General features: G+C 58.6%; 23 protein-coding genes and 1 tRNA gene. 11 read left to right on the top strand and 13 right to left on the bottom strand.

Translation table 11 applies throughout. The features are described 5' to 3' along the window. Positions 1-87: 87 nt before the first annotated feature. Positions 88-675 carry a heme NO-binding domain-containing protein gene (locus FIU92_RS10745; RefSeq protein ID WP_152458562.1) on the top strand — a complete coding sequence of 196 codons (588 nt, stop codon included), beginning with the start codon at positions 88-90 and terminating at the stop codon, positions 673-675. Next, positions 672-1,664 (top strand): GGDEF domain-containing protein, encoded by a 993-nt coding sequence (locus FIU92_RS10740; protein WP_152458561.1) that lies wholly within the window; start codon positions 672-674, stop codon positions 1,662-1,664. The genes FIU92_RS10745 and FIU92_RS10740 overlap by 4 nt, the downstream gene beginning before the upstream one ends. Positions 1,665-1,701: 37 nt before the next feature. Here the strand turns inward: FIU92_RS10740 and FIU92_RS10735 are convergent, their stop codons facing one another. From FIU92_RS10735 to FIU92_RS10700, 8 genes are all read right to left on the bottom strand, one after another. Further along, complete coding sequence (locus FIU92_RS10735) at positions 1,702-2,400, bottom strand: CbiX/SirB N-terminal domain-containing protein (RefSeq protein ID WP_152458560.1); 699 nt, start codon at positions 2,398-2,400, stop codon at positions 1,702-1,704. Between the two features lie 61 nt (positions 2,401-2,461). Continuing rightward, a complete protein-coding gene (locus tag FIU92_RS10730; protein WP_152458559.1) occupies positions 2,462-3,394 on the bottom strand; it encodes an AEC family transporter in 933 nt (310 codons plus the stop codon). A gap of 54 nt (positions 3,395-3,448) precedes the next feature. Next, positions 3,449-4,246, bottom strand: a complete 798-nt coding sequence (locus FIU92_RS10725; RefSeq protein WP_152458558.1) for an MBL fold metallo-hydrolase — start codon at positions 4,244-4,246, stop codon at positions 3,449-3,451. Next, positions 4,243-5,049, bottom strand: a complete 807-nt coding sequence (locus FIU92_RS10720) for a TatD family hydrolase (RefSeq protein ID WP_152458557.1) — start codon at positions 5,047-5,049, stop codon at positions 4,243-4,245. The genes FIU92_RS10725 and FIU92_RS10720 overlap by 4 nt, the downstream gene beginning before the upstream one ends. Continuing rightward, positions 5,046-6,167 (bottom strand): DNA polymerase III subunit delta', encoded by a 1,122-nt coding sequence (locus FIU92_RS10715; protein ID WP_152458556.1) that lies wholly within the window; start codon positions 6,165-6,167, stop codon positions 5,046-5,048. Before FIU92_RS10715 ends, FIU92_RS10720 begins: the two co-directional genes overlap by 4 nt. A 3-nt stretch (positions 6,168-6,170) precedes the next feature. Beyond that, on the bottom strand, positions 6,171-6,797 hold the full coding sequence (gene tmk / locus FIU92_RS10710; protein ID WP_152458555.1) for a dTMP kinase: 627 nt from the start codon (positions 6,795-6,797) through the stop codon (positions 6,171-6,173). After that, the gene (locus FIU92_RS10705) at positions 6,794-7,960 is read right to left on the bottom strand and encodes a D-alanyl-D-alanine carboxypeptidase family protein (protein ID WP_152458554.1); all 1,167 of its coding nucleotides are present in this window, start codon (positions 7,958-7,960) and stop codon (positions 6,794-6,796) included. Before FIU92_RS10705 ends, tmk begins: the two co-directional genes overlap by 4 nt. Positions 7,961-7,976: 16 nt before the next feature. Next, on the bottom strand, positions 7,977-9,275 hold the full coding sequence (locus tag FIU92_RS10700) for an SPOR domain-containing protein (RefSeq protein WP_152458553.1): 1,299 nt from the start codon (positions 9,273-9,275) through the stop codon (positions 7,977-7,979). A gap of 202 nt (positions 9,276-9,477) precedes the next feature. Here FIU92_RS10700 and FIU92_RS10695 point away from each other — a divergent pair. Beyond that, positions 9,478-9,567, top strand: a tRNA-Ser gene (locus FIU92_RS10695). A 422-nt stretch (positions 9,568-9,989) separates the two neighbouring features. Here FIU92_RS10695 and FIU92_RS10685 read toward each other — a convergent pair. After that, a complete protein-coding gene (locus tag FIU92_RS10685) occupies positions 9,990-11,627 on the bottom strand; it encodes a GMC family oxidoreductase (RefSeq protein ID WP_152458552.1) in 1,638 nt (545 codons plus the stop codon). 10 nt (positions 11,628-11,637) lie between these two features. After that, positions 11,638-12,738, bottom strand: a complete 1,101-nt coding sequence (locus FIU92_RS10680) for a LacI family DNA-binding transcriptional regulator (protein ID WP_254430044.1) — start codon at positions 12,736-12,738, stop codon at positions 11,638-11,640. A gap of 166 nt (positions 12,739-12,904) precedes the next feature. On the opposite strand from FIU92_RS10680, the gene FIU92_RS10675 reads away from it, so the two are divergent. The 8 genes from FIU92_RS10675 to FIU92_RS10640 all read left to right on the top strand — a co-directional run bounded on the left by FIU92_RS10675 (position 12,905) and on the right by FIU92_RS10640 (position 21,869). Then, positions 12,905-14,371 (top strand): aldehyde dehydrogenase family protein, encoded by a 1,467-nt coding sequence (locus FIU92_RS10675; protein ID WP_216646544.1) that lies wholly within the window; start codon positions 12,905-12,907, stop codon positions 14,369-14,371. Between the two features lie 55 nt (positions 14,372-14,426). Then, entirely contained in the window at positions 14,427-15,401 is a 975-nt protein-coding gene (locus tag FIU92_RS10670) for an ABC transporter substrate-binding protein (RefSeq protein WP_152458551.1), read from the top strand. 67 nt (positions 15,402-15,468) lie between these two features. Next, a complete protein-coding gene (locus tag FIU92_RS10665) occupies positions 15,469-17,004 on the top strand; it encodes a sugar ABC transporter ATP-binding protein (RefSeq protein ID WP_254705297.1) in 1,536 nt (511 codons plus the stop codon). After that, positions 16,989-17,966: an ABC transporter permease gene (locus FIU92_RS10660; protein ID WP_152458550.1), complete on the top strand. Its 978-nt coding sequence runs from the start codon at positions 16,989-16,991 to the stop codon at positions 17,964-17,966. Before FIU92_RS10665 ends, FIU92_RS10660 begins: the two co-directional genes overlap by 16 nt. A 3-nt stretch (positions 17,967-17,969) precedes the next feature. Beyond that, on the top strand, positions 17,970-18,968 hold the full coding sequence (locus tag FIU92_RS10655; RefSeq protein ID WP_152458549.1) for an ABC transporter permease: 999 nt from the start codon (positions 17,970-17,972) through the stop codon (positions 18,966-18,968). Next, on the top strand, positions 18,965-20,065 hold the full coding sequence (locus FIU92_RS10650; RefSeq protein ID WP_152458548.1) for a mandelate racemase/muconate lactonizing enzyme family protein: 1,101 nt from the start codon (positions 18,965-18,967) through the stop codon (positions 20,063-20,065). The genes FIU92_RS10655 and FIU92_RS10650 overlap by 4 nt, the downstream gene beginning before the upstream one ends. Further along, positions 20,062-21,102 (top strand): zinc-binding dehydrogenase, encoded by a 1,041-nt coding sequence (locus FIU92_RS10645; RefSeq protein WP_152458547.1) that lies wholly within the window; start codon positions 20,062-20,064, stop codon positions 21,100-21,102. Before FIU92_RS10650 ends, FIU92_RS10645 begins: the two co-directional genes overlap by 4 nt. Beyond that, positions 21,099-21,869 carry an SDR family oxidoreductase gene (locus FIU92_RS10640; protein ID WP_152458546.1) on the top strand — a complete coding sequence of 257 codons (771 nt, stop codon included), beginning with the start codon at positions 21,099-21,101 and terminating at the stop codon, positions 21,867-21,869. The genes FIU92_RS10645 and FIU92_RS10640 overlap by 4 nt, the downstream gene beginning before the upstream one ends. 30 nt (positions 21,870-21,899) lie before the next feature. Here the strand turns inward: FIU92_RS10640 and FIU92_RS10635 are convergent, their stop codons facing one another. From FIU92_RS10635 to FIU92_RS10625, 3 genes are all read right to left on the bottom strand, one after another. After that, complete coding sequence (locus tag FIU92_RS10635; RefSeq protein WP_152458545.1) at positions 21,900-22,319, bottom strand: secondary thiamine-phosphate synthase enzyme YjbQ; 420 nt, start codon at positions 22,317-22,319, stop codon at positions 21,900-21,902. 111 nt (positions 22,320-22,430) lie between these two features. Continuing rightward, the gene (locus FIU92_RS10630; protein ID WP_152458544.1) at positions 22,431-23,294 is read right to left on the bottom strand and encodes a sugar phosphate isomerase/epimerase; all 864 of its coding nucleotides are present in this window, start codon (positions 23,292-23,294) and stop codon (positions 22,431-22,433) included. An 11-nt stretch (positions 23,295-23,305) separates the two neighbouring features. Then, positions 23,306-24,196, bottom strand: a complete 891-nt coding sequence (locus tag FIU92_RS10625; protein ID WP_152458543.1) for an NAD(P)-dependent oxidoreductase — start codon at positions 24,194-24,196, stop codon at positions 23,306-23,308. Positions 24,197-24,317 lie beyond the last annotated feature (121 nt).

Here is a 24,317-nt window from a genome sequence, read left to right as displayed (position 1 = left end):
TGAATTCGCTACAACTCAGGGTGGATTTTGGCTATTTGTTAAGGTTTTTCCGGCCACAGTGCACAGGACACCAAACTGGGGCATCTGATGCATGGTCTGATCAATCGGGCGATACAGTCCTTTGTCTGTGCGACCTACGGGCGATCCTGTTGGTTGCGCGTGACCGAAGCCGCACCTCTGGGGTTTGTCGAGTTTGAAGCCATGCTCGTCTATGACGATGACATGACGTCCAAGGTAATGGAGGCGCTGAGCGCAGACCTCGATCGGCCGCAAGCCGATGTGTTTGAGGACCTGGGAACGTATCTCGTGTCTCATCCGAATATGGAAGGGCTGCGCCGACTTCTCAGGTTCGGCGGCGTCAGTTACGTGGAATTTCTTCACTCGCTCGACGATCTGGCGGACCGCGTGCGGCTGGCCGTGTCTGATTTGACCCTGCCGGCCTTGGAACTGAGAGAGCTGTCAGCCACGGAATTTCAGCTGAGTTGCTCTCCGGGCCTGCCAGGGTATTCCAATGTCATGGTTGGGGTCCTGCGCGCAATGGCGGATGACTATGGTGCGCTGGTGATGCTGTCACACGAGGGGCAGCGGCAAGGCAGTGACGTCATTTCCATCATGTTGGTTGAAAGCGCTTTTGCTGAGGGGCGGCATTTTGATCTGGGGGCTCGGAACGGATGACAGATACCCAAGAACTGGCAGGTCTGCTGGAAACGCTTTGCCCGATGTTCCTGTTGGTGGACCAAAACGGGCATATTCAGCAAGCAGGTCCGACCCTGCAAAAGTTGCGACCTGAACTGCCGCTGGTGGGGCAGGGATTTCTGGATGTGTTTGAACTGATCCGCCCCAGAACGATCACCACCATTCCCGCCCTGATGTCAATGGCGGGGGCGAAGCTGCATCTGAGGTTTCATGATGAACCGCGCACAACCCTCAAAGGCTTGGTCGCTCCTTTGCCGCATTCCGGTGGCGCGGTCATCAATCTGTCATTTGGTATCTCGATTTTGGATGCGGTGCGGGACTATTCGCTGACAAGTGCGGATTTCTCGGGCACGGATCTGGCGATTGAGCTGTTGTATCTGGTCGAAGCCAAATCCGCCGCGATGGAGGCATCCCGCTCTCTCAACCTTCGGCTACAAGGTGCGATGCTTGCAGCCGAAGAGCAGGCCTTTACCGACACATTGACCGGGCTGAAGAACCGCAGGGCGATGGATCACTTGCTCGAGCATTTGATTTCGGGGAATTCCACCTTCGCGCTCATGCATCTGGATCTGGACTTTTTCAAATCTGTAAATGACAAGCTGGGCCATGCGGCGGGTGATTTTGTCTTGCAGCAGGCCGCCCGCATCATGCAGGAGGAAACACGAAGCAACGACACCGTGGCCCGGGTCGGGGGGGATGAATTCGTCATTATTTTCAAAGATCTGACTCGGGAAGATACTCTGGCCTGCATTGCTGGTCGTCTGGTATCAAGGTTGAATGAACCGATGACCTTTCAGAATCAGAGTTGTTCGATCTCGGCCAGTATTGGCACTGCCTTGTCCACGCAGTTCGACTGCCCCAATGCCGCCGACATTCTTCACGCAGCAGATTTGGCCCTTTATCAGGCCAAGCGCGACGGCCGGTCTTGCCATCGCATGTATTCAGCGTTGAGCAAGGCGCAAACCTGAATGCGTTCTGAAAACACGATGGGCACGTATCGGGGCTTCAGGCTGAACCGAATGCCGCATTTATCTTTTTCGCAATCTGTTGCCGGATCGGAGGCAACTCTCCCACCACCGGCAGGACCACGCCTGAAAACCCTGCGCGATCCAGCTCTTGCGGGACGTCTTCCTGCACATGCCCTCCGGCACAGGCAAAGAACGGAAGGCACAGCGCCTGACCTTCGGTACCGTTTGCAGCGTCAGATATGGAAGGTGGCTCTTCGACGAAACCGACGCGAACGGATTTGAACGCAATCAGTTCTGCAAGCTGTTTCGCAAACTGCAACGCCACGGTCGACGGGTTCCGGCTGCGCCCGGAACCATGCGCGGCAATGACCAGATCGGTGGACCGAGCGGCCCAGTGTTTGTCGGACAATTCCGATCGCAGGGCCTCTGCGGTCAGGGCCGGCAGGTCTGGGTCAATTCCAAGCGGGTCCAAAATCCGTGCCGGATGGTGCCCAAGCCGTTTGGGTAGAGCGCTGGTGACAAACCACCCTTTTGCCATGAAAAGTGGATAGATGACCGAGTTTTCGGGCGCGCGGTTCAGCTTCGCCTCCAACGCACCCGGCGCTGCCAGGGTGGCCGAATCCACCGCTACATGCCCGGTAAGCGCGTTGACCTTGGCGGCGAATGCCGCAAGTGCAGCTTCGGCCGGTTCCGGGTCTGACGGTTGGCCATGAGCGACAATTATGGCATGTGACATTCGGATCTCCTGCTGCGTTGCGCGATAGGTGTTTCACATCAAACTGAAGTCAACACCTCAGTTAGCCCAGAAGTGTCAGCCATAGCCACACGGTCAGAATGGACGAGGCCGTTCCGATAAGGACCGCCGACGCTGCGACCCGTTTTGCGCGACCATACATGTTGGCGAAGATATAGGCGTTGAAACCCGGAGCCATGGCCGCATTCAAAACCCCCGACCGAAACAGATCCTGCGGCAGGCCCGTGGATTTGCCGAACACCCACACCAGGCTGGGATGCAGCATCAAAGAGATACAGCAAACATAAGCAATGGTGCGCAGGTCGCCCTCGGGCTTGTATTTGACCAGCACACCGCCCAAGGCAAACAACGCCCCGGGCAGGGCAGCACGGGTGATCAACCCCAGCGCTTCGTCGACCACGGCAGGGATCGCCAGGCCGGACAGGTTGACCAGAAACCCAAGGGCGATACCAAGGATCAGCGCGTTCTTGAACATTGCGGACAAAACAGACCGTGCCATGCGCACGCCACCATGACCGCGATTTCGCACGACCTCCATCACCGTGATCCCGACGCCGTAACAAAACGGAGAATGGAAGGCGATGATCGCGTAGTTGCCGGTCAGGTTCTCGGGCCCATATGCGCGTTCGGTTATCGGCAAACCCAACAGGACAGAGTTTGAGAACAGGCAACAAAACCCGATGGCAACGCAATCTTCCCAATCGCGCCCGAAAATGATGCGTGCGCCGAACAGGCCTGCTGTGAAACACAGGGCGGCAGCGGAATAGAAACTGGCCAAAAGCCGGGGGTCGAAACTGGCGCTGAGGTCCAGATGCGCGATGGCCAGGAACAAAAGGCAGGGAATCGCAAAGCCTTGGGTGAACTTCATCAACCCATCGACATGCGCTTCTTTGAAGTACCCTGTGCGTGTTGCCGTATACCCGGCCCCGATTACAAGGAAAACCGGAAGAATGACGTCGATCAGGCTTTGCAGCATGTGACCCCCGTGCGACGGGCCTGCTGCGATATCATGCGGGCGACGGGCAGCGGCCTACTGCGACTGATGGATCACCATCCCGTCGAAGGCGGGGGTGATGTGGTCGGGGGTTTCCGCATCGACGGTGGCATAGTCGAGATCGATATGCATGTTGGTCAGAACCGCGCGCTTCGGTTGGAGATCTTCGATCCACCCAAGCGTCTTTTCCAGATGGGCATGCGTTGGATGAGGTGAACGGCGCAGGGCATCGATGACAAGGCAGTCCAGCCCTTTCATTTCGGGCCAGGCATCGTCGTAGATCTCGGCGACATCCGGAAGATAGGCGAGTTGCCCAATGCGGAATCCCAGGGAATCGATCGAACCGTGATTCACTTTGAAAGGACGAAACGGAATCGGGCCGCCGGGGCCGTCGATTTCAAATGGACCGTCGATGGACTTGAGCTCGAGTATCGGAGGATAAGGAGAGCCTTCCGGCTGAATGAACGCGTATCCAAACCGCCCCAACAAGGCGTTCTGGGTGTCGCCATCCGCCCAAACGGGAACGCGGGTTTTCATGTTGAACACGATCATGCGCAAATCATCGATTCCATGCACATGGTCTGCGTGAGAGTGCGTATAGACGACCCCGTCCAACCGCCCTGTACCTGTATCCAGCAACTGGCTGCGCATATCTGGCGTGGTGTCGATCAGAACCGAGGTTGTCCCATCTGGCCCGTCGCGTTCGACCAGCATCGAACAGCGGCGCCGGATGTTCTTGGGGTTCGCAGGGTCACAATCGCCCCACTGACCGCCCAGCCGCGGCACGCCGCCAGAGGACCCGCAGCCCAGAATTGTAAATCGGAAGCCGGTCATGCAGCGGCCTTGTATGATGCCGCTTTGGTAAACAGCCGGTCGAAGTTCGCCTGTGTCTGGTCGGCAAAGGCGGCATAGTCCATGCCAAAGATTTCGGCCCCCTTTTGGGCCGTGTGCACAGTATAGGCCGGCTCGTTTCGTTTGCCGCGATAGGGCGGCGGGGCCAGATAGGGCGCGTCAGTTTCCACCAGAATCTTGTCCACCGGGGCGTTTGCGAAGATATCGCGCAACTCCTGACTTTTGGGAAAGGCTGCGATGCCGGACATGGACAGATAAAACCCCAGCTCCAGCGCGGCCTTGGCCAATTGAGCAGACGATGAGAAGCAGTGCATGACGCAGGAATAGGGTGCGTTGCGATATTCTTCGGCCAGAATGCGAGCCATATCTTCATCAGCTGCGCGGGCGTGAATGATCAGGGGCAACCCGGTGCGCTGGGCCGCTTCGATATGGATGCGAAGTGACTGTTTCTGCACTTCGGCACTGTCGGCGGTATAGTGGTAGTCCAAGCCGGTTTCACCGATACCGACGAATTTAGGATGCCGTGTCAGGGCGACCAGATCATCGACCGAGGCCAATGGCTCGTCCGCGGCGCTCATCGGGTGTGTGCCGGCGGCATAGAAGACCGGCGCGTGGGCTTCGGCAATCGCACGGACGGCCGGTTCGTTGCGCAGTTTGGTGCAGATCGTCACCATCCGGGTCACTCCAGCCTGGGCAGCACGCGCGATGATGTCGTCCAACTGGCCTTCGAAATCCGGGAAGTCCAGATGGCAATGGCTGTCGGTAATCTGGGGGGTGTCGCTCATCTGTTCTGACCGGCAGTTTCCTGTATCTTGAACACCGTATCTAGGACCAGAGCGGCAGGGTCAAGGTTGACTGCCTGACCATGTCGCGCTCTGGCTGTGATCGTTGCGGCGACCTCGGCCCAGCGACGGGCTTGATTTGGCGATGCTGACAGACGCGCCAGTGTTTCACCCTCGTTGGGGGCGGCTTCCGGAAGCGGGGGCGTGCCCGTTGCCCCGGTCAGGGCCAGCCGTGACAGAGCGATGTCGATCAGGGTAAGCAAAAGTTCGAACCGGTCCGCCGCGCCGCGCTGTGCTGCCGCTTCGGCCAGGGCCAGCGCGCGCTGGCGATCCATGCGGGGCAAGGTGCCCAGAATGGCGATCAGTTCGGCATAGATGTCCAGACCACCCAGATTGATCAAACGCACGGCGTCTCCGACTGAACCTGCGGCAAGCGCGGCAAGGTGTTCTGTCTGCGCGGGAATGTCGGTTTCCGTTTGTGACAGGGCGGCTTGCATGTCTTGCGCGTTCAGCGGGCCTAAGCGCAGCGTGCGACAGCGTGAACGGATGGTTGGCAACAGGCGTGAGGGTTGATGCGATACCAGCAAAAGGGTGGTACGGGCAGGCGGCTCTTCCAGCATTTTCAGCAACGCGTTGGCGGCACTGACGTTCATTTCGTCTGCTGAATCCACGATCACGACGCGGCGGCCGCCGTCCGCAGAGGACAGGCCAAAAAACTTTCCAAGCTTGCGGATGTCATCCACGACGATCTCACCGCGCAGCCGTCCCTGATCGTTCAGCGACCGGGTTATCGCCGCCAAACCCGGTTCTGCCCCAGCCTGAATGCGATGGGCCACCGGGTGATCGGGATCGATATCGAGCGTCTCGGGCGGAGGCGGCGCGCCGAACAACCCGCCATCCTCGGCCGGCGGAGTGGTCAGCAGAAATCTTGCAATTCGCCAGGCAAGGGTCGCCTTGCCGACACCGCGTGGCCCTGTCAGCAGCCAACCGTGATGCAAACGGTCCGAGGTGTAGGCGGTCAGGAATGCCTGTTCAGCCGCATCCTGGCCAAAAAGCCGAACGGTTTCGCGCGGATGTGGCGCGCCCGGCACCTGATCCGGAGAAGGGATATCGTCGTTCATCGTCTACCGCAGTGCTGCCTGGACGATTTCTGTCACATCCTGCGCAACGCTGTCCATGTCCCTGTTGCCATCCACGATGTGAAACCTGTCGGGGAACTCATCGGCCAGCGCCAGAAAGCCGGCGCGCATCTTCTTTTGCAATTCCGGGCCAAAATCCTCGAACCGTTCTTCGGTGCCTTGTCGCCCCTTGGCGCGTGCCAGGCCCGTTTCAGGGTCCATATCGATCAGCAGCGTCATGTCCGGTTCGCGCCCGATCATCAGGCTGTGCAACTGATCCACCAGATTTCGCAGGTCACCCCGGGACAAGCCCTGATACATACGTGTGCTGTCAGCAAAGCGGTCGCAGATCACCACCTTCCCTGCCGCCAGCGCGGGCTCGATTGTACGCTCCAGATGGTCGCGGCGGGCTGCTGTGAACAGCAGGATCTCGGTCTCGGCCGACCAGCGATCCGGGTCGCCCTCCAAAACCAGGCTGCGAATTTCCTCGGCCCCCGCGGAACCGCCGGGTTCGCGCGTCAGTACCACCTCGTGACCCTGCGCGCGCAGATGTTCCGCCAGCATCCGCGCCTGTGTTGACTTGCCTGAACCGTCAATGCCTTCGAAGGTCAGAAATAACCCCGCTTTCGTCACATCGACTCCAGCGGGTTGTTGATCACGTCCTTCAATACGATACCGCCGACGGTCAGCATACGCACCACAAACCCGCCAATCGCAACATCTTCTGCTGCCACAAGCGGGCGCCGGATTTCCGGCAACCCTTCGGGCTTGATCACCAGTTCGGCCAGTTGCTGACCTTTTTTGACGGGCGCGTTGATCGGGCCCTCATAGACCACTTCGGCCTCGACATTCTGAGTGCCCAGAACCGGGAACAGCACATTCAGATCACCTTCGGGAACAAGTCCCACGGTCTTTTTCTCGCCCATCCACAGTTTGGCTTCGGCTATCGGCGTTTCCGCGGTGGCAACTGTCCTCTCGACAAAATTTCGAAACGACCAGTTAACCACGGCCTCAGCCTCCTCTGCCCGTTGGCCGGTGCTGTCGAGACCCGTCAGCACAAAGATCACACGCCTGTCGCCTTGTTTGGCGGACCCGACAAGGCCATAGCCCGCTTCTTGTGTATGGCCGGTTTTCAGGCCATCTGCGCCGATATCCAGCCGCAGCAGCGGGTTGCGGTTGCGTGCGTTCGAGGGCGCGCGGCCATCGAATTCGAAAACTTCTTCGGCGAAAAGGGGATAGTATTCCGGAAAGTCGGTGATCAGCCGGTCCGCAAGAACGGCCAGATCATGAGCCGACATCATATGCCCGGCGGCGGGCCAGCCGTTCGAATTTGCGAAGTTCGAATTGTTCATACCCATCTGCTTGGCCCGCTGGGTCATGTATCGCGCAAATCCCGCTTCGGTGCCATCCGGGCTGAGCGCTTCGGCAATGACGACGCAGGCGTCATTACCCGACAAAACGATAATGCCGCGCAGCAGATCTTCGACACGAACGCGATCCTGCGTATTCAGGAACATCGTAGAGCCGCCATAGCTCATCGCGTGTTCCGAAACAGGCAGAGTTTCGTCCAGCGTCAAGCGTCCGTCCCGCAATGCTTCGAACGCAACATAAAGCGTCATGAGCTTGGACATCGACGCAGGCGGCAACGGTTGGTCGGCTTCTTTCGACAGCAGCACGGTACCGGTGGTTTGGTCGATCACGTAAGCCGCGCGGGCGGATGTATCAAAAGCCTGGGCTGGTATCGCCAGAACGGCAAGCCCAAGAGCCAGAACAGATGTTCGTATTGAGGACAGCATGTTACGCCTCCCTGAATTAGTCGGTTACCGTGAACGCATCTTTGAAGCCAAGGTCTTTCACGTCCTTTTGAAAGGCTTTGCGCTCGGCCCGGGTTGTGGCGGGGCCGACCAGCACGCGCCAGACTGTACTATTCGCTGTTTTCAGTTCCCGAACAACTGTGGGCAATCCGTTGCGACGCACCTTTTGGGCTGCTGACTTGGCGTTTGCCTCAACGCTGAAGGTTCCAATCTGAACATACGGTTTGCTCAAAGGTGTCGCCGACGTTGTGGCAGCTGCGACAGGCGTGGCGTCTGACGCATCAATAGCTGCTGCGGCCCCCTCTACCGGGTCCAGCGGTGTTTCGGTGATCGCGGCGGGGTCTTTCTTTTGCCACCATTTCCGCTTGGCAGGTTTTTCGGCAGGGGGCGTGACCGTTGCATCCGACAAAGAGGGCGATGCCACGGCCGCAGCGGCTTCGGCGGCTACCTCTGCGCTTTCGGTTGCTGTGTCTGCCGCGGCCACGGCCGTTCCCGCAGCCGCAGCGGCGGGGGCTTTCTTCTGCCACCATTTCCGCTTTGCAGGTTTTTCGGCAGGTGCATCGGCCTGATCGACGATTGATGTGGCAGTCTCGGCATCTTCGCTTGCGGGCTCGACGTCTTCAGCCGTTTCATCGGATGAACTGGCCGCACCGGCTGCAACCGCAGTCGTACCAGCCGCGGCGGCGGCTGGTTCCTTTTTCTGCCACCACTTCCGTTTGACCGGTTTTTCCGGCTCTGCGGACGCTTGCGTGTCGGAAGCTCCATCAGCAACCGCAGCGGTGGTTTCGGCTGCCGATTCTTCTGTCTCTGGCGTATCCTCCGACGACGGTTCTTCCAGCTTCTCCCGGCGCAGTGCGACGACACTGACTTTTGTCGGCGCACCCGCGAGCATTCCCAGCTCTTTCGCGGCAGCGGACGACACCTGAAGCGCAGGCCCGGGCAAGTTGCGCTCGCGCCGGAATAGGGCGCCGGTCACCGATTTGTTGTTGGACGTGTTTTTGATCACGACACGCTCAGGTTGGGACGCATCCGGGTGCGCAACCCATATCCCGCCAAGAGAAGGCCGTCCATCCCAAAGCCCTGCTTCGGTTGTCTGAAAAACCTCAGGGGCCTCGACATCACGCTGAGAGCCGGAAGTCACCTCGGGCAGGAGTTCTGTTTTTCCCGAATTGTCTTCCGATTTTTCAGTCGATTCAGAAGTTGACAAAACTTCTTCGCATCCGGCCAGTATCGTCAAAGTCAACGCCAGATACGCCAGCCGTTTAGGCCCCGGGCGTGTCTCGATCGCTCGCTTCATCTGCTTTTCCCTTGCCTGAAGGGGTTTCGTTTTCCGAACCCCACTGCCGATCTGCTGGTTCTGTGTGCCAGCCTGTTGCGGTCTTTCGTACGGATCATAACGTGGCTGAAGTGTCATGGAAAGACCGCTGCACAGGCTTCGGCAAGATTTCCCGATTTCGACTTGCCTCTGCGCGAAGTTCGCCTTAGACCCTGCTTTCGACGGGGAGGTGGCAGAGTGGTCGAATGCGGCGGTCTTGAAAACCGTTGGGCGTGAGAGCGTCCCCAGGGTTCGAATCCCTGTCTCCCCGCCACTCATACCCGTCTCATTTCAGTTGTGTTTTCTGATCCGAATTTGAGCCGCAATTCCAGCGATTTGACGCATGCGCTATCCATCAGAGGCGAAGCAGACCGTACCTTCGGCGCACGAGACAGGCCCCGGGCTCAGTGCCGCGTTTTGGCGGCGTCACTTTGTGTGGGACTTGTTGACAGCCTGATCATTCCGTCCGGTGCAAGCCATGGGTGTGTTTGCCTTACTGACGGAGAGTTGATCGATCGTTTCACGCCCAGGCGGGACAACTTTCTGTAGGGCGTATGCCACACGCTCCTGCACCTTTGGCGGGGAACGTCCTGACGGCTTGAGGCAGGGTATTTTGTTTTCGGTGCAACGGGCAGGGCGGGGGCCATATCATTGCGCCAGAAGTTGGATCAACCAATGGTGACGTCGCAGCTCAGGTCAGGAAATGCGTATCTCGCGGGCCGAACCGATGCCAAGGATCAGGTCGGCGCATCGTTCACCCAGCATCATGGCAGGTGCGTTTGTGTTGCCGGCGTTGATGTCCGGCACGGCGGACATGTCGCACACCCGCAAGCTCTCGATCCCGCGCACGCGCATTCTGGCGTCCAGCACGGCCATTCCGTCGCCGTCCCGGCCCATTTTCGCGGTGCCCGCCGGGTGATAGTTGGTTTTCACGAACCGCTTGCAATGTGCTCGCAGCGTCTGATCGTCATCCGCTGTTGGAATGACGATTTCGCGGATCCTTCGCGCAAGCGGGCCGGACGTGAATGCCCGGCGAAAGAACTGCTGCCCCCGGATCATCTCCTGCATGTCGTCTTCATGCTTCAGAAGGTTGGGCGAGACCACCGGCTGGGCGTGAGGATCGGCCGAGCGAAGCCGAACCTCTCCGCGTGATTTCGGTTTGACCACCACGGTCGTAACGGTCAGGCCAAAGTCATCCTGCACCTCGTCCAGCGCGTCGCGATCCAGATAGACGATGGGCACGCAAAAGGCCTGAATGGTCGGTTCTCCGTCGGGGTTCGACGGATTGACAAAGGCGCCGGCTTCGACCCCGGCGGAAGTCACCGGGCCGCTGCCGAACAGTTTGAACTGGATGCCATTGCGCAGCATCCGCCAGCCTTCACCTTGTTTGAAATATCCGTAAGGACCATTGGCAAAGGCGGTGATGGGAACTTCGGGGTGGTCGATCAGGTTCTGTCCGACCCCGGGCAATGGGCAGATGACGGGAATACCGTGTTCTGCAAGTTGTGCATCCGGTCCGATACCTGACAGCATTAGGATTTTCGGCGTGACCAGAGCGCCCGCAGCAAGGACAACCTCACCATCGCACCGGACGGTGTTTGCTCCGCGTTTGTCCCGGTACTGCACCCCGACCGCCCTGTCGTTCTCAATGATGACTTTGCTGACCGTTGCGCCAAGCCGGATGGTCAAGTTCGGGTTCATCTCTAGAGGGGCGAGGAAAGCATAGGCTGACGAGCTGCGCTTTCCAGTGCGATTGGTGAACTGATAGAACCCGACACCACGCTGCGTTGCGCCGTTGAAGTCCGTGTTGAATGGTTCGCCAAGGGCCTGAACCGACTGGACGAACCAACGGGACATGTCATCGATATGCCCTGGATCCGAAACCTGCAACGGACCGTCGCTGCCATGCAGGTCATTGTGAAGCCTGTTATTGTCTTCCATCCTGCGGAAATAGGGCAGCACATCGTCCCATCCCCAGCCGACCCCGTCATTGGTCTGTCGTAGCAGGTCGTCCCACGCGTCATAATCAGAAGGGCGACCACGCATATAGACCTGCGCATTAACGGAAGACCCGCCGCCCAACACATTGGCCTGCGGAATGTCATGCACACGACCGTCCAGATGGTCTTGCGGTTCAGTTTTGTGATAGGTCATGAACTTTGACCCGTTGATCATCTTGAAGATGCCCGGCGGCATGTCCAGCAACGGATGGCGATGCGAATGACCGGCCTCTAACACCAGAACCCTGCACTTGCCTTGGTTTACCAGTCGCGCTGCAGCTGCGGCGCCGGCAGAGCCGCCGCCGATGACGATGTGATCGAAGGTTTCCGTCATGATTTCGCCTTCAGGTCCGGCGTTTGGGTTCGCTGATCGAGTCGCGCTCGACCAGTTCGCATTCAAGCTTCACGAGAGGGTGCCGCTGACCATCAGTTGGTCCGTGGAACAGTTGTTCGACGACCCAGCGTCCCATCGCCCGAGTAGGAAGGATCATCGAGGTCAGGGGCGGCGACAGGTGTCGCGCGGTTTCGTCATCGTCAAATCCGATGACCGAGATGTCCTCGGGGATGGACAGGCCAAGTTCCTTGAGCGCTTCATAGCAGCCGATCGCCATGCGGTCATTTTGGCAGAAAATGGCGGTTGGCGGAGAGTGCAGGTCCATCAATTCACGCGTGGCAGCATAGCCTGCGCTGGGCAGCCAGTTGCCCTCGATGACCAAGTCCTCGTCAAATGGAATGTCGGCAGAAGCCAAAGCGTTTCTATACCCGGTCGTTCGTCCTGCGGCGCATTCCATGAACGGCTCGCCGGTGATGGTGGCGATTCGCTTGTGCCCAGCCTTGATCAGGGCGTTGGTCGCCGTATGTCCAGCAGCGACTTCGCCGGGGATCACCGCAGGAAAAGAGAGGTCGTCACAAAAACAGTTCAGCAGCAGAACCGGGGTAGCGGTCTGCCTGAGGATTTCCGGAACAACCACCCGCCGGGTGAAAACGGTTGCGTAAATGATGCCCGCAACCTGTTGGTCGAGGAAATAACTAAGCGTTCTGGGCTCGACCTCGGGGTCGTTTTGGGTTTCTGCCAGCAATACAAGATTTCCGGTGTCCCGAACGGCCTGTTTCACGCCGTTGAACGCGTTTACCATTTCGGGGCTCGACGCCAGATCATCCACGACAAAAGCGATGGTTCCGTCCAACGCCGCTGGCCGGCGCGCGCTGTCCTGGGGTTTCCTGAGTTGAGAGGGCATGGCGTATCCAAGCGTGTTGGCGGCATCCAGGACTCGTTGCTTGGTGTCCTCGGAGATTTTGACGGAATCGTTTTTGTTGAGGACCAGCGATACTGTCGTCTGCGAGCATCCGGCGACGCGTGCAATGTCGTGCATCGTTACGCGCTGCCGGCCCGCGACTCGTCCCACACCCCTGTGCTGCCCGGCTTTGTTCGCTTGATTGTTCATCGCTCAACCTTTTTGTTCGCATCCTTTTTATCGACTATGCAGAAGGTGTGCAACTAATATTAGCTTCTAATAATTAATATTAGTGTTGACGAAATAATATTATTAGTGTTTTGATCGACGGTGCGGTCGCCACTGTGGTTTGGCCGAGCAAGCGCGGGAGGCGAAATTGCGATCTGTAGTGGGGGAGTTGGGTCAAGTCATTCGCCATTCGATGTTTGTCGATGGTCGCTTTGCCGACTTTGACACGGGCACGGTTGATGTCGAGAACCCTGCAAATGAAGAGATCGTTGCGCAAGTTCCAGATGGCACTGCCGCTCATGCGGATGCAGCGGTCGAGGCGGCTCGCCGCGCTTTTGGTGCGTGGTGTTCGAGCCCGGCGATCGAGCGGGCGCGATTGGTTCTGAAGCTCGCCGAGGCTATCCGGGCCGACGCCGGTCGTCTGGCAGCCCTGATCACGGCCGAGCAGGGCAAGCCGATCTCGCAAGCCCGAGGTGAAGTAGATGCCGCCGTCACTTTTCTTTGCCATGCAGCTGAAGAGGCCCGGAGGATTTCTGGTGACATAGTGGCATCGGACAACAAGTCCGAGGAAATCCAGATCCGGCGTCATCCTTATGGGGTTGTCGTTGCGTTGACAGCCTGGAACTACCCCTTGGCATTGGCCGCCAGGAAAGTCGGACCCGCGCTGGTCGCGGGCAACACCGTTGTTCTGTTGGGGCATGAAATCACGCCGTTGTCCGGTCTTGCGGTCGCCGAGCTTGCCGACAAGGTCGGGTTTCCGCCCGGTGTTCTGAATGTTCTGACGGGGAAGGGGCCGGTGGTGGGGCAGCGGCTGGTCGAACACTCCGATACGTCACTGATCACGATGACCGGCAGCACACGCGCCGGGAAAGAGATATTTCGCGCCGCGGCCGACCGGATCAAGGTCGTCCGGCTCGAGCTTGGCGGCAAGGCTCCGTTCATAGTGATGGAGGATGCGGATATTGATGCCGCAGTCTCGGCCGCCATTGGCGCCCGGTTTGCCAATTGCGGCCAGATTTGCACCTGCAACGAGCGGATGTATCTGCATCACGACATTGCGGATCAGTTCCTTGAAAAATTCGTGTCCGCAGCCCGTGCTTTGTCGATCGGGGATCCCATGGAAGACTGCGATCTGGGTCCCAAAGTCAGTAAAGTCGAGGTGACCAAGGTCGCTAATATCATCCAACGCAGCATCGCCGAAGGTGCCACGGTCCATCTCGAAGGTGGGCCCTTGACGGACGGTGCGCATCGCAAGGGACACTGGATGTCCCCGACGGTTCTTGAGGTTTCCGACAACGGCAATGCCGCGATGCAAGAGGAGGTCTTTGGCCCCGTCGCGACAGCCATGCGAGTCGAGGGTTTTGATCAGGCGATAAGTTTTGCGAATGACACTTCATTCGGGCTGTCTGCCTATCTCTTTACGGCATCGCACCGCCGATTGATGGAGGCCCCGAGCCGATTGAAGTTCGGCGAATTGTACCTGAACCGCTCGAATGGCGAAGCCGTGCAGGGATTTCACACCGGTTGGGGGCTGTCCGGTGTTGGGGGTGAAGACGGCGCTTATGGCTTCGATGGCTATCTGAGGAAACAGACGACTTACATGAATTGGGCATGACCTGAAAACTTGCGGTCAAAACGGAGGCGACCGCACCAATGGAGGAGGAATAACCATGAAACGCAGAACTCTTTTGATCTCGACTGTTGTCGCGGGTGCGCTCTTGGGCACTACGGCGATGGCACAGGATCTACCACCGCTTGAGCAGAAGGATCGCTACAAGGTCGGCTTTGCGCAGATGGAGTCGAACAACCCGTGGCGCATTGCTGAGACGAAATCGTTCCATGACACGGCCGAGGCCTGTGGCTGGGATCTGATCGCGACGGATGCGGCTGGATCTGCTGCCAAGCAGGTTGCGGATGTGGACAGCATGATCGCGCAAGGTATCGACGTTCTGTTCCTGCCCCCGCGGGAAGAAAAGCCGCTGATCCCTGCCGTTATGAAGGCCCGTGCTGCGGGAATCCCAACCTTTCTGGTGGACCGCTCGGTTGATCCGGCCGTTGCCAAGCCGGGCGAGCATTTCGTGGCATTCCTTGGGTCCGACTTCATTGATCAGGGCAGCCGGGCCGCACAATGGCTGATGGAGAATTTCGACGGCGACAAAGGCATCATTGTACAGTTGGAAGGCACGACAGGGTCTTCACCTGCAAATGACCGCAAAAAGGGTTTCGACGACGCGATTGCAGCGGATGACCGCTTTGAGATCGTGGCCTCTCAGACCGGAGACTTTGCACGCGACCTGGGTCGTCAGGTGATGGAAACCCTGCTTCAGGCGCATCCTGACGTGAACGTGGTCTACGCCCATAATGACGAGATGGCGATCGGCGCGATTCAGGCTTTGGAACTGGCTGGCCGCAAGCCCGGCGAGGACGTGACCATCGTTTCGATCGACGGGACACGCGACGCGCTTCAGGCCATTATCGATGGCAAGATGGGGGTAACGGTGGAAAGCTCGCCCTTCTTTGGCCCATTGGCCTGTGAAGTCATGAAGAAATACGCGGCTGGCGAGACGATCCCGGAATGGGTGAAGGTCGAAGATCGCATCTTTACCAAGGACAATGCGGCCGATCACATCGACGAAGCCTATTGATTCTCCCTGGTGGGTGGTGCTGGCCTGTGGTCGGCGCCGCCTGCAAGCAATCGGAGGAAGACATCTCATGAATGCGCTCGTCTCGATGTCGGGAATTGAAAAGTCCTTTGCCGGTGTACCGGCACTCAGCCAGGCCAGCCTTGAGATCGCACCCGGCGAGGTTCATGCGCTGATCGGCCAGAACGGTGCGGGTAAATCGACGATGATCAAGGTTCTGACCGGAGTGTACGACCGGGATGTCGGTGACGTCCATCTGGCCGGTGTGCCAAGTCGCATTTCCACCCCGCGCGAAGCACAGGAATCCGGAATTGCCACAATCTATCAAGAGCTCAACCTGGTGCCTCTGCGGTCAGTGACCGAGAACATCATCATGGGGTACGAGCCCAAACGTCTCGGCTTTCTGGTCGACTGGCGCGAGGGCAACAGGCGCGCACGCGAGGTTCTTGCGCGCTTTGGCATAGATATCGACGTGACCGAGCCGCTGGGAAATTTCTCGACAGCGATCCAGCAGTTGGTTGCGATTGCGCGGGCCGTTTCGCTGGACGCGAAACTGGTCATCATGGACGAACCAACGTCTTCACTGGATGCCAGCGAAGTCGAAGTTCTGTTCGGTGTGGTGCGCGAGTTAAAGAAACAGGGCGTTTCCGTCCTGTATGTCTCGCATTTCCTCGATGAGCTGTTCCAGATCTGCGATCGGGTCACTACGATGCGAGACGGGCGCACCGTCAGCACGCGCAACGTCCGGGACACGACCAAACTGGAAATGATCGCGGACATGCTGGGCCGCAACAAGGACGAGATTGCGGCAGACGGGCTGACGGATTTCGCCGGCGCAAAGGCCAAGAAAGGCGATATCGTCTTGCGGGCCGACTCTGTTTCGACAGGCCCGCGGCTGACGCATTTTGACCTCACGCTCCACCGCGGAGAAATCGTTGGGCTGGGCGGGCTTCTGGGCTCGGGTCGGACCGAGGCGGCGCGCGCTTTGTTCGGTGTAGACGGGGCACGCAGCGGCGCAATCGAGCTGCACGGTGCGGTCGGGCAACCGTCCGGTCCGGGTGACGCAATCGCAAACGGGGTTGGCTTTCTGACCGAAGATCGCAAGGCCGAAGGGATCATTCCAGACATGTCCGTGCGCGAGAACATGACGCTGGCCCTGCTGCCGAAACTGGCCAGCCGTGGTCAGATCGACTTTGCCCGCGAGCGCGAGATCGTTCAGGCGTTCATCGACGATCTGGGCATCAAGGCAGCGCATATGGACCAGCCCATTCGCGAGTTGTCCGGCGGCAACCAGCAAAAGGTGCTGCTTGCCCGCTGGCTGGCGACACAGCCCGACATCCTGATACTGGACGAGCCGACCCGAGGCGTGGATGTCGGCGCCAAGCGAGAGATCCAGTCGTTCATTCGGTCTTATGTCGAAAAGGGGTTCGGCGTTGTCCTCATCAGTTCGGAGTTCGAAGAACTGGTGGAAGGCGCTGACCGCATCGTTGTCATGCACGAGGGGCGCTCGGTCAAGGAACTGACAAACCCCGGGATTACCGAGAACATACTGGTGCGCGCGCTTGCGCATCATGAAGAAGGAACTGGTTCATGGACCGCGCAATGAAGTTGCCGCAACGGGTTGCATCGATGCCCTTCCGCTTTCACGGCGGCATCGCCGCGTTGGTCGCCCTGCTGGTGTTCAACGCGTTTTTCACCCCCAATTTCCTGCAACTGCAAACTTTGTTCGTAAATATCAGCCAGGTTGCCACGATCGCCATCGTGGCCATGGGTATGACGCTGGTCATCGCCACGGGTGGGATTGATCTGTCGGTTGGCGCGGTCATGGCTCTGGCGGGGGCGCTGGCCCCGCTGATATTTCTGTCGGATCTGGGAGCCGCTAATCCAATGCTCGGCGTCACTTTGGCCATTATCCTGCCGCTGTTCATCGCAGGGTTATGCGGGGTGTTCAACGGAGTGATGGTTGCCATATTGAACGTTCAGCCCATTGTGGCAACGCTCATTCTCTTCATCTCTGGTCGCGGTATTGCCCAGGTTTTGACGAACGGGAACCTACAGACATTTTCAAACCCTTCATTCAGTTATCTTGGAACCGGAAAAGTGCTTGGCTTGCCGTTTCAAGGCTGGCTGGCGCTGGCCATTGCCTGTGTGCTGTTCTGGGTGATCACCAGAACCACATGGGGCCGTTACCTGCTGGCGATAGGCGGCAATGAACGCGCGGCATATCTGTCGGGTGGTCCTGTCCGGCGGGTCAAGATCGGGGCCTATGTCATCTGCGCGGTGCTTGCGGGCCTGGCGGGTCTGATCGTGGTTGCGATCAACTCGGCCTCGGACGCTGCGCGCAACGGCAATCTGATGGAACTTGATGCCATCGCGGCCGCGGTTGTGGGCGGGGCGCTTTTACAAGGCGGGCGGGCGCCGATCTTTGGCGCCATTCTGGGAGCCGTCATAATCCAGTTGGTCAAATATACGTTACTGGCCAACGGGGTAGAGGACGAAGTTGCGCTAATAGCCAAGGCCGTCATCATTATCCTGGCCGTTTGGGTCCAGCAGTTCCGGAGGGCTTGATCGATGTTGGATGAAACGGCTTTTGACCTGCGAAAGTACCTTCGGCGCAATTCTGCCTCGGTGACGGTTTGGATCGCACTTCTGGCTTTGATCCTGTTCGGGCTGATGCGCTATGACAACTTTGGCAGCGCCTACAACTTCTCGTCTTTCCTGAATTACAACGCGATGTTCATCGCGATTGCGCTTGGCATGTGTTTTGTGATCATGACCGGCGGGATTGATCTGTCGGTCGGATCCGTGGCGGCCTTTACCTCGGTTGTTGCGGCCTATCTCAGCCCATACGGGATTCAGGTTGCGCTGCCGGGGGCTGTACTTGCCGGGGTGGGCTTCGGAGCGATCAACGCCTTTTGCATTATCATCCTTCGGATTCCGCCCTTCATCGCCACTCTGGCGACGATGCTTGCCGCAAAAGGCGGCGCATTGGTGATTTCGGGCGCCCAGACAATTTCAGTCGATTGGGGGTCGAACTTTACTAAGCTTGGCATGGGGCAGGCGTTCGGTCTGTTTCCATGGGCAATCGTCATCGTGGCCGGACTGACGCTGGCACTTTGGCTGGTGCTGGAAAGAACAACCATCGGGCGGACCGTGTTGGCGATCGGGGGCAGCGAGGATGCCTCGAACCTCATGGGCCTGAAAGTCAATCGCGCCAAGGCTTTCGTTTACCTGCTATCGGGTGGCTGTGCTGGGCTGGCTGGCGTCTTTCTGGCCTCGGGCTTTGGAGCCGGACAACCCCTTGAGGGCATCGGATGGGAATTGTCGGCCATCGCATCCGTCGTTGTGGGCGGCACTCTGTTGACGGGTGGAATGGGGTCGATCCCCGCGACGGTGGCCGGCGCGCTGCTGCTGGGTCTGGTCTTCAACGTTCTGAACTTTGAAAACGGTCAGGGGACCATCAGTTTCAGTGCCTATTGGCAGATGGTCATACGTGGAGGCTTTCTTTTTGCGGTCATCCTTTTACAGTCTCGGGTTATTGCCAGGCAGCAGAAGGTCTTGGGTTCGTGAATCGCATAGAAAGTGTTTCAGCGCGGCTGTTCAACGTCCCGCTCGCCGAAGTCCTGGTTGACGCCAAACATGGGGATCACACGTTCTTTCAATTGATCACCGTCACCATTCAAACGTCGGATGGGGTTGATGGGGTTGGGTACACCTATACGGGCGGCAAGGGCGGTCATGCCATTCTGGCGATGATCCAGCATGACCTAGCGCCGTTCCTGGTTGGGCAAGACGCCGAACAGATCGAAAGCCTGTACGATGCCATGCAATGGCACGTACACTATGTGGCGCGGGGCGGGATCGCCTCGTTCGCTATCTCGGCCGTGGATATTGCACTTTGGGACATTCGCGGCAGAACGCAGAATGCACCGCTGTGGCAAATGGCCGGCGGAGCGTCCAAACAGTGCAAGGCCTATGCTGGCGGGATCGACCTGAATTTCTCGTTAGAGAAACTGCTGCGCCAGACCGAAGGCTACCTTGCGCGTGGGTTCAACGCGGTCAAGATCAAGGTCGGCCAACCGGATCTGGCCGATGATCTGGCGCGTGCCCGGGCAGTGCGCGAGATGCTGGGACCGGACCGGTTCTTCATGGTCGACGCGAATTACTCCATGAGCATCGAACAGGCCATCGAGGCCGCCCGAGGGTTCGCCGACTGCGATATCCTGTGGTTCGAGGAACCGACTATTCCAGATGATTACAAAGGTTATGGCCGAATTGCCGAAGCCACGGGCGTTCCCCTTGCCATGGGTGAAAACCTGCACACCATTCACGAATTCGAGTACGCCTTTGATGACGCGAAGCTGAGTTTCATCCAGCCCGATGCCTCAAATTGCGGCGGGATCACCGGCTGGTTGCGCGTGGCCGCGCTGAGCGCTCAGCATGGCATTCCGGTTTGCAGCCATGGCATGCAGGAATTGCACGTCAGCCTCGTTTCGGCGCAACCCAACGCGGGGTGGCTGGAAGTACACTCATTCCCGATAGACCAGTACACGACCCGTCCGCTGGTTGTGGAAAACTGCCTGGCCGTGGCCCCGGATACACCGGGGACCGGAGTGGAATTCGACTGGGACAAACTGAATGAGGAACACAAGGAGATGCATACATGACGACCCAGACGATCTCTGCGGCGTATTATCGGGGCAATAAGAGCTTTGCCGTAGAACAGGCCGCGGCGACAGCTCCGGGCCCCGGCGAGGTCGCCATTCGCGTTGCCTATTGCGGGATTTGCGGGACAGATATGCACGTCTACCACGGTAACATGGATGCCCGTGTCGGTCTGAACCGGGTAATCGGGCACGAGATGTCCGGTGTCGTCGAAGCGGTGGGCGAGGGCGTCGATACGATAACGCCCGGCCAGAAGGTCGTTGTCCGACCGCTTGATCACTGCGGAGAATGCCCAGCCTGCAAACGGGGGCATCAGCATATTTGTCAGAATCTCAAGTTCCTGGGCCTCGACACTGATGGCGCCATGCAAGAGATCTGGACCGTTCCAGCCCACACGTTGCACGTTCTGCCGGATGAATTGCGTATGGATCACGCGGCGCTGATCGAGCCGGTCGCCGTTGCCTGCCACGATGTGCGGCTATCCGGCCTGCAACCTGGCGAGGACGTTGTCGTCATCGGCGGCGGCCCGATCGGCATACTGGTTGCCATGGTCGCGCGGGACGCGGGTGGCAATGTCGTGATCTCCGAAGTGAATCCGAACCGTCTGGCGATTGCTGAAAAGCTTGGTTTTGACACGATCAACCCAATCGAAACCGATCTGGTGACGACGATCAACGCGCGCACGGGCGACAAAGGGGCGGATGTGGTTTTTGAGGTATCGGGAACGCAGCCTGGTGTTGATGCGATGACCGCCGTTGCCGCGACGCGGGCCCGGATCGTGATGGTCGCGATCCATGCCCAAAAGCCCCAGATCGACCTGTTCCAATTCTTCTGGAGAGAGCTGCAACTGATCGGTGCTCGGGTCTATGAGCCTGAGGATTACGAGAAGGCGATCGCAGTTGTCGCTTCGGGCGGAGTGGACGCGGATGTTGTGATTACCGACGTCAGCCCTCTGTCAGACATTCAGGCTGCGTTCGAAGCACTGGATCGCAGCCCAACCGCAATGAAAAGCCTGATCGAAGTAGGACCGTGTTCATGAGTGTTTTGCAAAGTTTCGACCTGACGGGAAAAACGGCACTTGTGACCGGGTGCAAACGCGGCATCGGGCGCGGCATGGCCGAGGCATTGGCATCGGCCGGAGCTGATATCATCGGAGTGTCGGCCTCGCTTGAGCTGTCCGGGTCTGATGTCGAAAAAGCCGTGACGGCGATGGGGCGCAGTTTCCAGGCTTACCAATGCGACTTCTCGGATCGCGCTGCGCTGCATGCGTTTATTGATCAGTTGAGGGCAGACGGACAAACTATTGATATCCTTGTCAACAATGCCGGCACGATCAAACGCAAACCCGCCGCCGAACACCCGGACGACTGGTGGGACGAAGTGATCGAGGTGAACCTGTCCTCGCAGTTCGTTCTGTCCCGAGAGATCGGCAAGGACATGCTGGCGCGCGGCTCGGGGAAGATCATCTTCACTGCATCGCTGCTGACATTTCAGGGTGGCATCACCGTGCCGGGATATGCGGCCTCGAAGGGTGGGATTGGACAGCTTACCAAAGCTTTGGCCAACGAATGGGCTGGGCAGGGTGTGAACGTGAATGCGATCGCCCCCGGCTACATCGCGACCGACAATACCCAAGCCCTGCAGGACGATCCGGCTCGGTCGAAGTCGATCCTGGAACGAACACCCCAGGGACGTTGGGGAACGCCAGGTGATTTTGCTGGACCGGTGATCTTTCTGGCTTCTGCCGCGTCGGACTACGTCAACGGTGAAATTCTTGTTGTCGACGGGGGCTGGATGGGGCGGTAGCACCGTCAACGCGCCACGGGACCCAAGGCATCAATCCCCGATGTAGTGCACCTTCAATCGGCGGGTTTTAGGTGCCTCGCGATGTTCGAACAGGTACAGGCTTTGCACGCGGCCCAGCGGAAGCTGCCCCTGTTCGACCGGGATCGATACCTGAGTTTGCGTCAACAGCGCCCGCAGATGCGACGGGGCGTTGTCGTCTTCGGTCGGGCGGTGGTGATACTTGCCTGGTGACTTGGGTACGAGTTTCTCGAAGAACGTCTCGATATCCTTGACCACTTCGGGATCGGCATTGGCCTGTACCAACAGCGCGGCACCTGTGTGGACGCACCAAAGGGTCAGCAGACCCGAGCCAAATCTATGTTCGGACACCGCACGCTGAACAATCCCGCTGATGTCGGTGAGGGATTTGCCGGGCGTTTCAATGGACAGCTCAAAAAACTCTTGCTTCATCCATCAGACCCTTTCCTTGATCTTGCGGGAATGCGCCCAGCTTTCCGCACCCCATACGGCATTCAACTTTGAGGCTTAAGTATCTGATTAATTACACTCTATAGCTTTCTTTCATGCAAACAGGCTTTTGAACCTGTCTATGCACAGACGAAACCCATCTTCGAAATTTCCGTTGCCGGGATGATAAACGCTTTCGAATGAAATCACGCCATCATAGCTGTCGGATCGGAGCGCGTCGGCGATGGGTTGGAACAGAGGCGCAAGCTGACCTTCCCCCATGCGGCGCACTTCCAGCGTTGCCCTCGGTGTGTCGACCTTTACGTCCTTGATGTGAATGTGACCCAGATAACCACCGCGCAATTCTTCATAACCGTCCGGATATGCCAGTTCATGGCACCAGCAGTTGTTTCCGGGGTCCCACAGCACTTTCAAAGTGTCTAATGCGTCCAAATCGTCAATCAGCTTGCGGGCTGTATAGTTGGAGTTGACCAGGGTGCCGTTTCCGGTTTCTACGACTAACGTCACGCCCTCGGCCCTTGCCAGTTCAACCGCTGGCGCGATTAACGGAGGCATCGAGTCCCATACCCCATGCGCGACGTTCCACTTCTCGGCGCCGTTTTTTCCCCACAGTATCTGCTCTTTTCGTTGGGTCATGATCCGAACCAGCGGAGACCCAACAACATGCGCCATATCGATTACGCGTTTCAAGGCGTCCATGTGCCCGGTGTGCAGGTCGTCACCGGGCCTGTTTGCAGCTGTCATCCCGGCAAAGATATGGCGCGACAGACAGGACACAGGCTTGCCCCGGTCACGCAAGAGCGCGTCGATCTCGGCAATTTGCTGCGGGGAATGGTCCCCAACCTCCGTATCATCAACGAACTGAAGCTCTGCATAGTCCAGACCGAATTCGTCCATCACGTCAACGGCATGCCGCAAATCGCGGGAAATGCCGTCGCAAATCACACCTAGTTTCATGTTCAGCCCCCTCAGCGATGCAATTCTGCGCCAACGATCTCTTCGATGACGCGGGTACACACCCAATTGTCGCCGTTCGGGTATTTGGTTTTTCCGGCGTGAAAGATCTGCATTGCGGACGAGGCTGTATGCATCGGAACGCCCAACGTACCGGCCAGTGCCAGAGAGATCGTCAGGTCCTTGTGCATGGTTGCGATGTGGCTGCCGGTAGCTTCGAACTTGCGATCAATGATGTTTTCAAGGGCGGTATTCACCACACCGCACCCCGCGCTGGAGGATGAGAACACGTCAAGCAATGCTTGACCGCTGACACCGGCTTTGGCCGCCAGGGCCGCAGCCTCGAACGTCGCGGAAAAGATCGATCCGATAAGGGACTGCAGGCAGGCTTTCACGGTTTGGCCGTCGCCGGCGTTTTCTCCGACCCGATGAATGGTTGCTGACACTGCCTGCATGACTTCGGCGTTTCGGTCCAGCACATCCGCTGCGGCGGCAGCCATCATCGTCAATGTGCCGTTTTGCGCGCCGGGAAACCCACCCGAGACCGGCGTGTCGATCAGATGAATGCCCGAGCCCTCCATGTCTTGCCCGATAGCGTGGGCTTCGGCGGGGGTAATGGTCGCCGACAGGATGACCGTTCCGCCTTTGGCCATATTCGCAACCAGCCCGTCCTCACCCAGAATGACATCGCGGGCCTGATCTCCGTTCATCACCATGACAAATACGCTGTCGGCGTGACGACCAACCTGTCCAACGCTGTTCTTGGGCAGGCCGCCCATGTCGGCAAATGCCGTCATGCGTGTCTCGCTCAGGTCGAAACCTGATGTTTCAAAGCCATTCTTGATCAGGTTCTTGGCAAGGCCGCTGCCCATGTCGCCAAGACCGATTACGCCTGCAGTTTTCATTTGGAGTCCTCCCGTCTTTCCGCCATTTCCGTATGGCAGACGTTTCGAAAAATGATGCCCAATCGCATCGGTTTTCGCGGGAGTTTCACGCGTCTTGAACAGACGTCGGGCGAGTCCGGAA

The organism is Ruegeria sp. THAF33, assembly GCF_009363615.1.
Classification (GTDB): Bacteria; Pseudomonadota; Alphaproteobacteria; order Rhodobacterales; family Rhodobacteraceae; genus Ruegeria.
This window is presented reverse-complemented; position numbering and strand designations above follow the sequence as displayed.

Bases quoted from the DNA above. Each gene is read 5' to 3' on its own strand.
- FIU92_RS10745 (WP_152458562.1), top strand. From the start codon at position 88: ATGCATGGTCTGATCAATCGGGCGATACAGTCCTTTGTCTGTGCGACC.
- FIU92_RS10740 (WP_152458561.1), top strand. From the start codon at position 672: ATGACAGATACCCAAGAACTGGCAGGTCTGCTGGAAACGCTTTGCCCG.
- FIU92_RS10735 (WP_152458560.1), bottom strand. From the start codon at position 2,400: ATGTCACATGCCATAATTGTCGCTCATGGCCAACCGTCAGACCCGGAA.
- FIU92_RS10730 (WP_152458559.1), bottom strand. From the start codon at position 3,394: ATGCTGCAAAGCCTGATCGACGTCATTCTTCCGGTTTTCCTTGTAATC.
- FIU92_RS10725 (WP_152458558.1), bottom strand. From the start codon at position 4,246: ATGACCGGCTTCCGATTTACAATTCTGGGCTGCGGGTCCTCTGGCGGC.
- FIU92_RS10720 (WP_152458557.1), bottom strand. From the start codon at position 5,049: ATGAGCGACACCCCCCAGATTACCGACAGCCATTGCCATCTGGACTTC.
- FIU92_RS10715 (WP_152458556.1), bottom strand. From the start codon at position 6,167: ATGAACGACGATATCCCTTCTCCGGATCAGGTGCCGGGCGCGCCACAT.
- FIU92_RS10705 (WP_152458554.1), bottom strand. From the start codon at position 7,960: ATGCTGTCCTCAATACGAACATCTGTTCTGGCTCTTGGGCTTGCCGTT.
- FIU92_RS10700 (WP_152458553.1), bottom strand. From the start codon at position 9,275: ATGAAGCGAGCGATCGAGACACGCCCGGGGCCTAAACGGCTGGCGTAT.
- FIU92_RS10685 (WP_152458552.1), bottom strand. From the start codon at position 11,627: ATGACGGAAACCTTCGATCACATCGTCATCGGCGGCGGCTCTGCCGGC.
- FIU92_RS10680 (WP_254430044.1), bottom strand. From the start codon at position 12,738: ATGAACAATCAAGCGAACAAAGCCGGGCAGCACAGGGGTGTGGGACGA.
- FIU92_RS10670 (WP_152458551.1), top strand. From the start codon at position 14,427: ATGAAACGCAGAACTCTTTTGATCTCGACTGTTGTCGCGGGTGCGCTC.
- FIU92_RS10665 (WP_254705297.1), top strand. From the start codon at position 15,469: ATGAATGCGCTCGTCTCGATGTCGGGAATTGAAAAGTCCTTTGCCGGT.
- FIU92_RS10660 (WP_152458550.1), top strand. From the start codon at position 16,989: ATGGACCGCGCAATGAAGTTGCCGCAACGGGTTGCATCGATGCCCTTC.
- FIU92_RS10655 (WP_152458549.1), top strand. From the start codon at position 17,970: ATGTTGGATGAAACGGCTTTTGACCTGCGAAAGTACCTTCGGCGCAAT.
- FIU92_RS10645 (WP_152458547.1), top strand. From the start codon at position 20,062: ATGACGACCCAGACGATCTCTGCGGCGTATTATCGGGGCAATAAGAGC.
- FIU92_RS10640 (WP_152458546.1), top strand. From the start codon at position 21,099: ATGAGTGTTTTGCAAAGTTTCGACCTGACGGGAAAAACGGCACTTGTG.
- FIU92_RS10635 (WP_152458545.1), bottom strand. From the start codon at position 22,319: ATGAAGCAAGAGTTTTTTGAGCTGTCCATTGAAACGCCCGGCAAATCC.
- FIU92_RS10630 (WP_152458544.1), bottom strand. From the start codon at position 23,294: ATGAAACTAGGTGTGATTTGCGACGGCATTTCCCGCGATTTGCGGCAT.
- FIU92_RS10625 (WP_152458543.1), bottom strand. From the start codon at position 24,196: ATGAAAACTGCAGGCGTAATCGGTCTTGGCGACATGGGCAGCGGCCTT.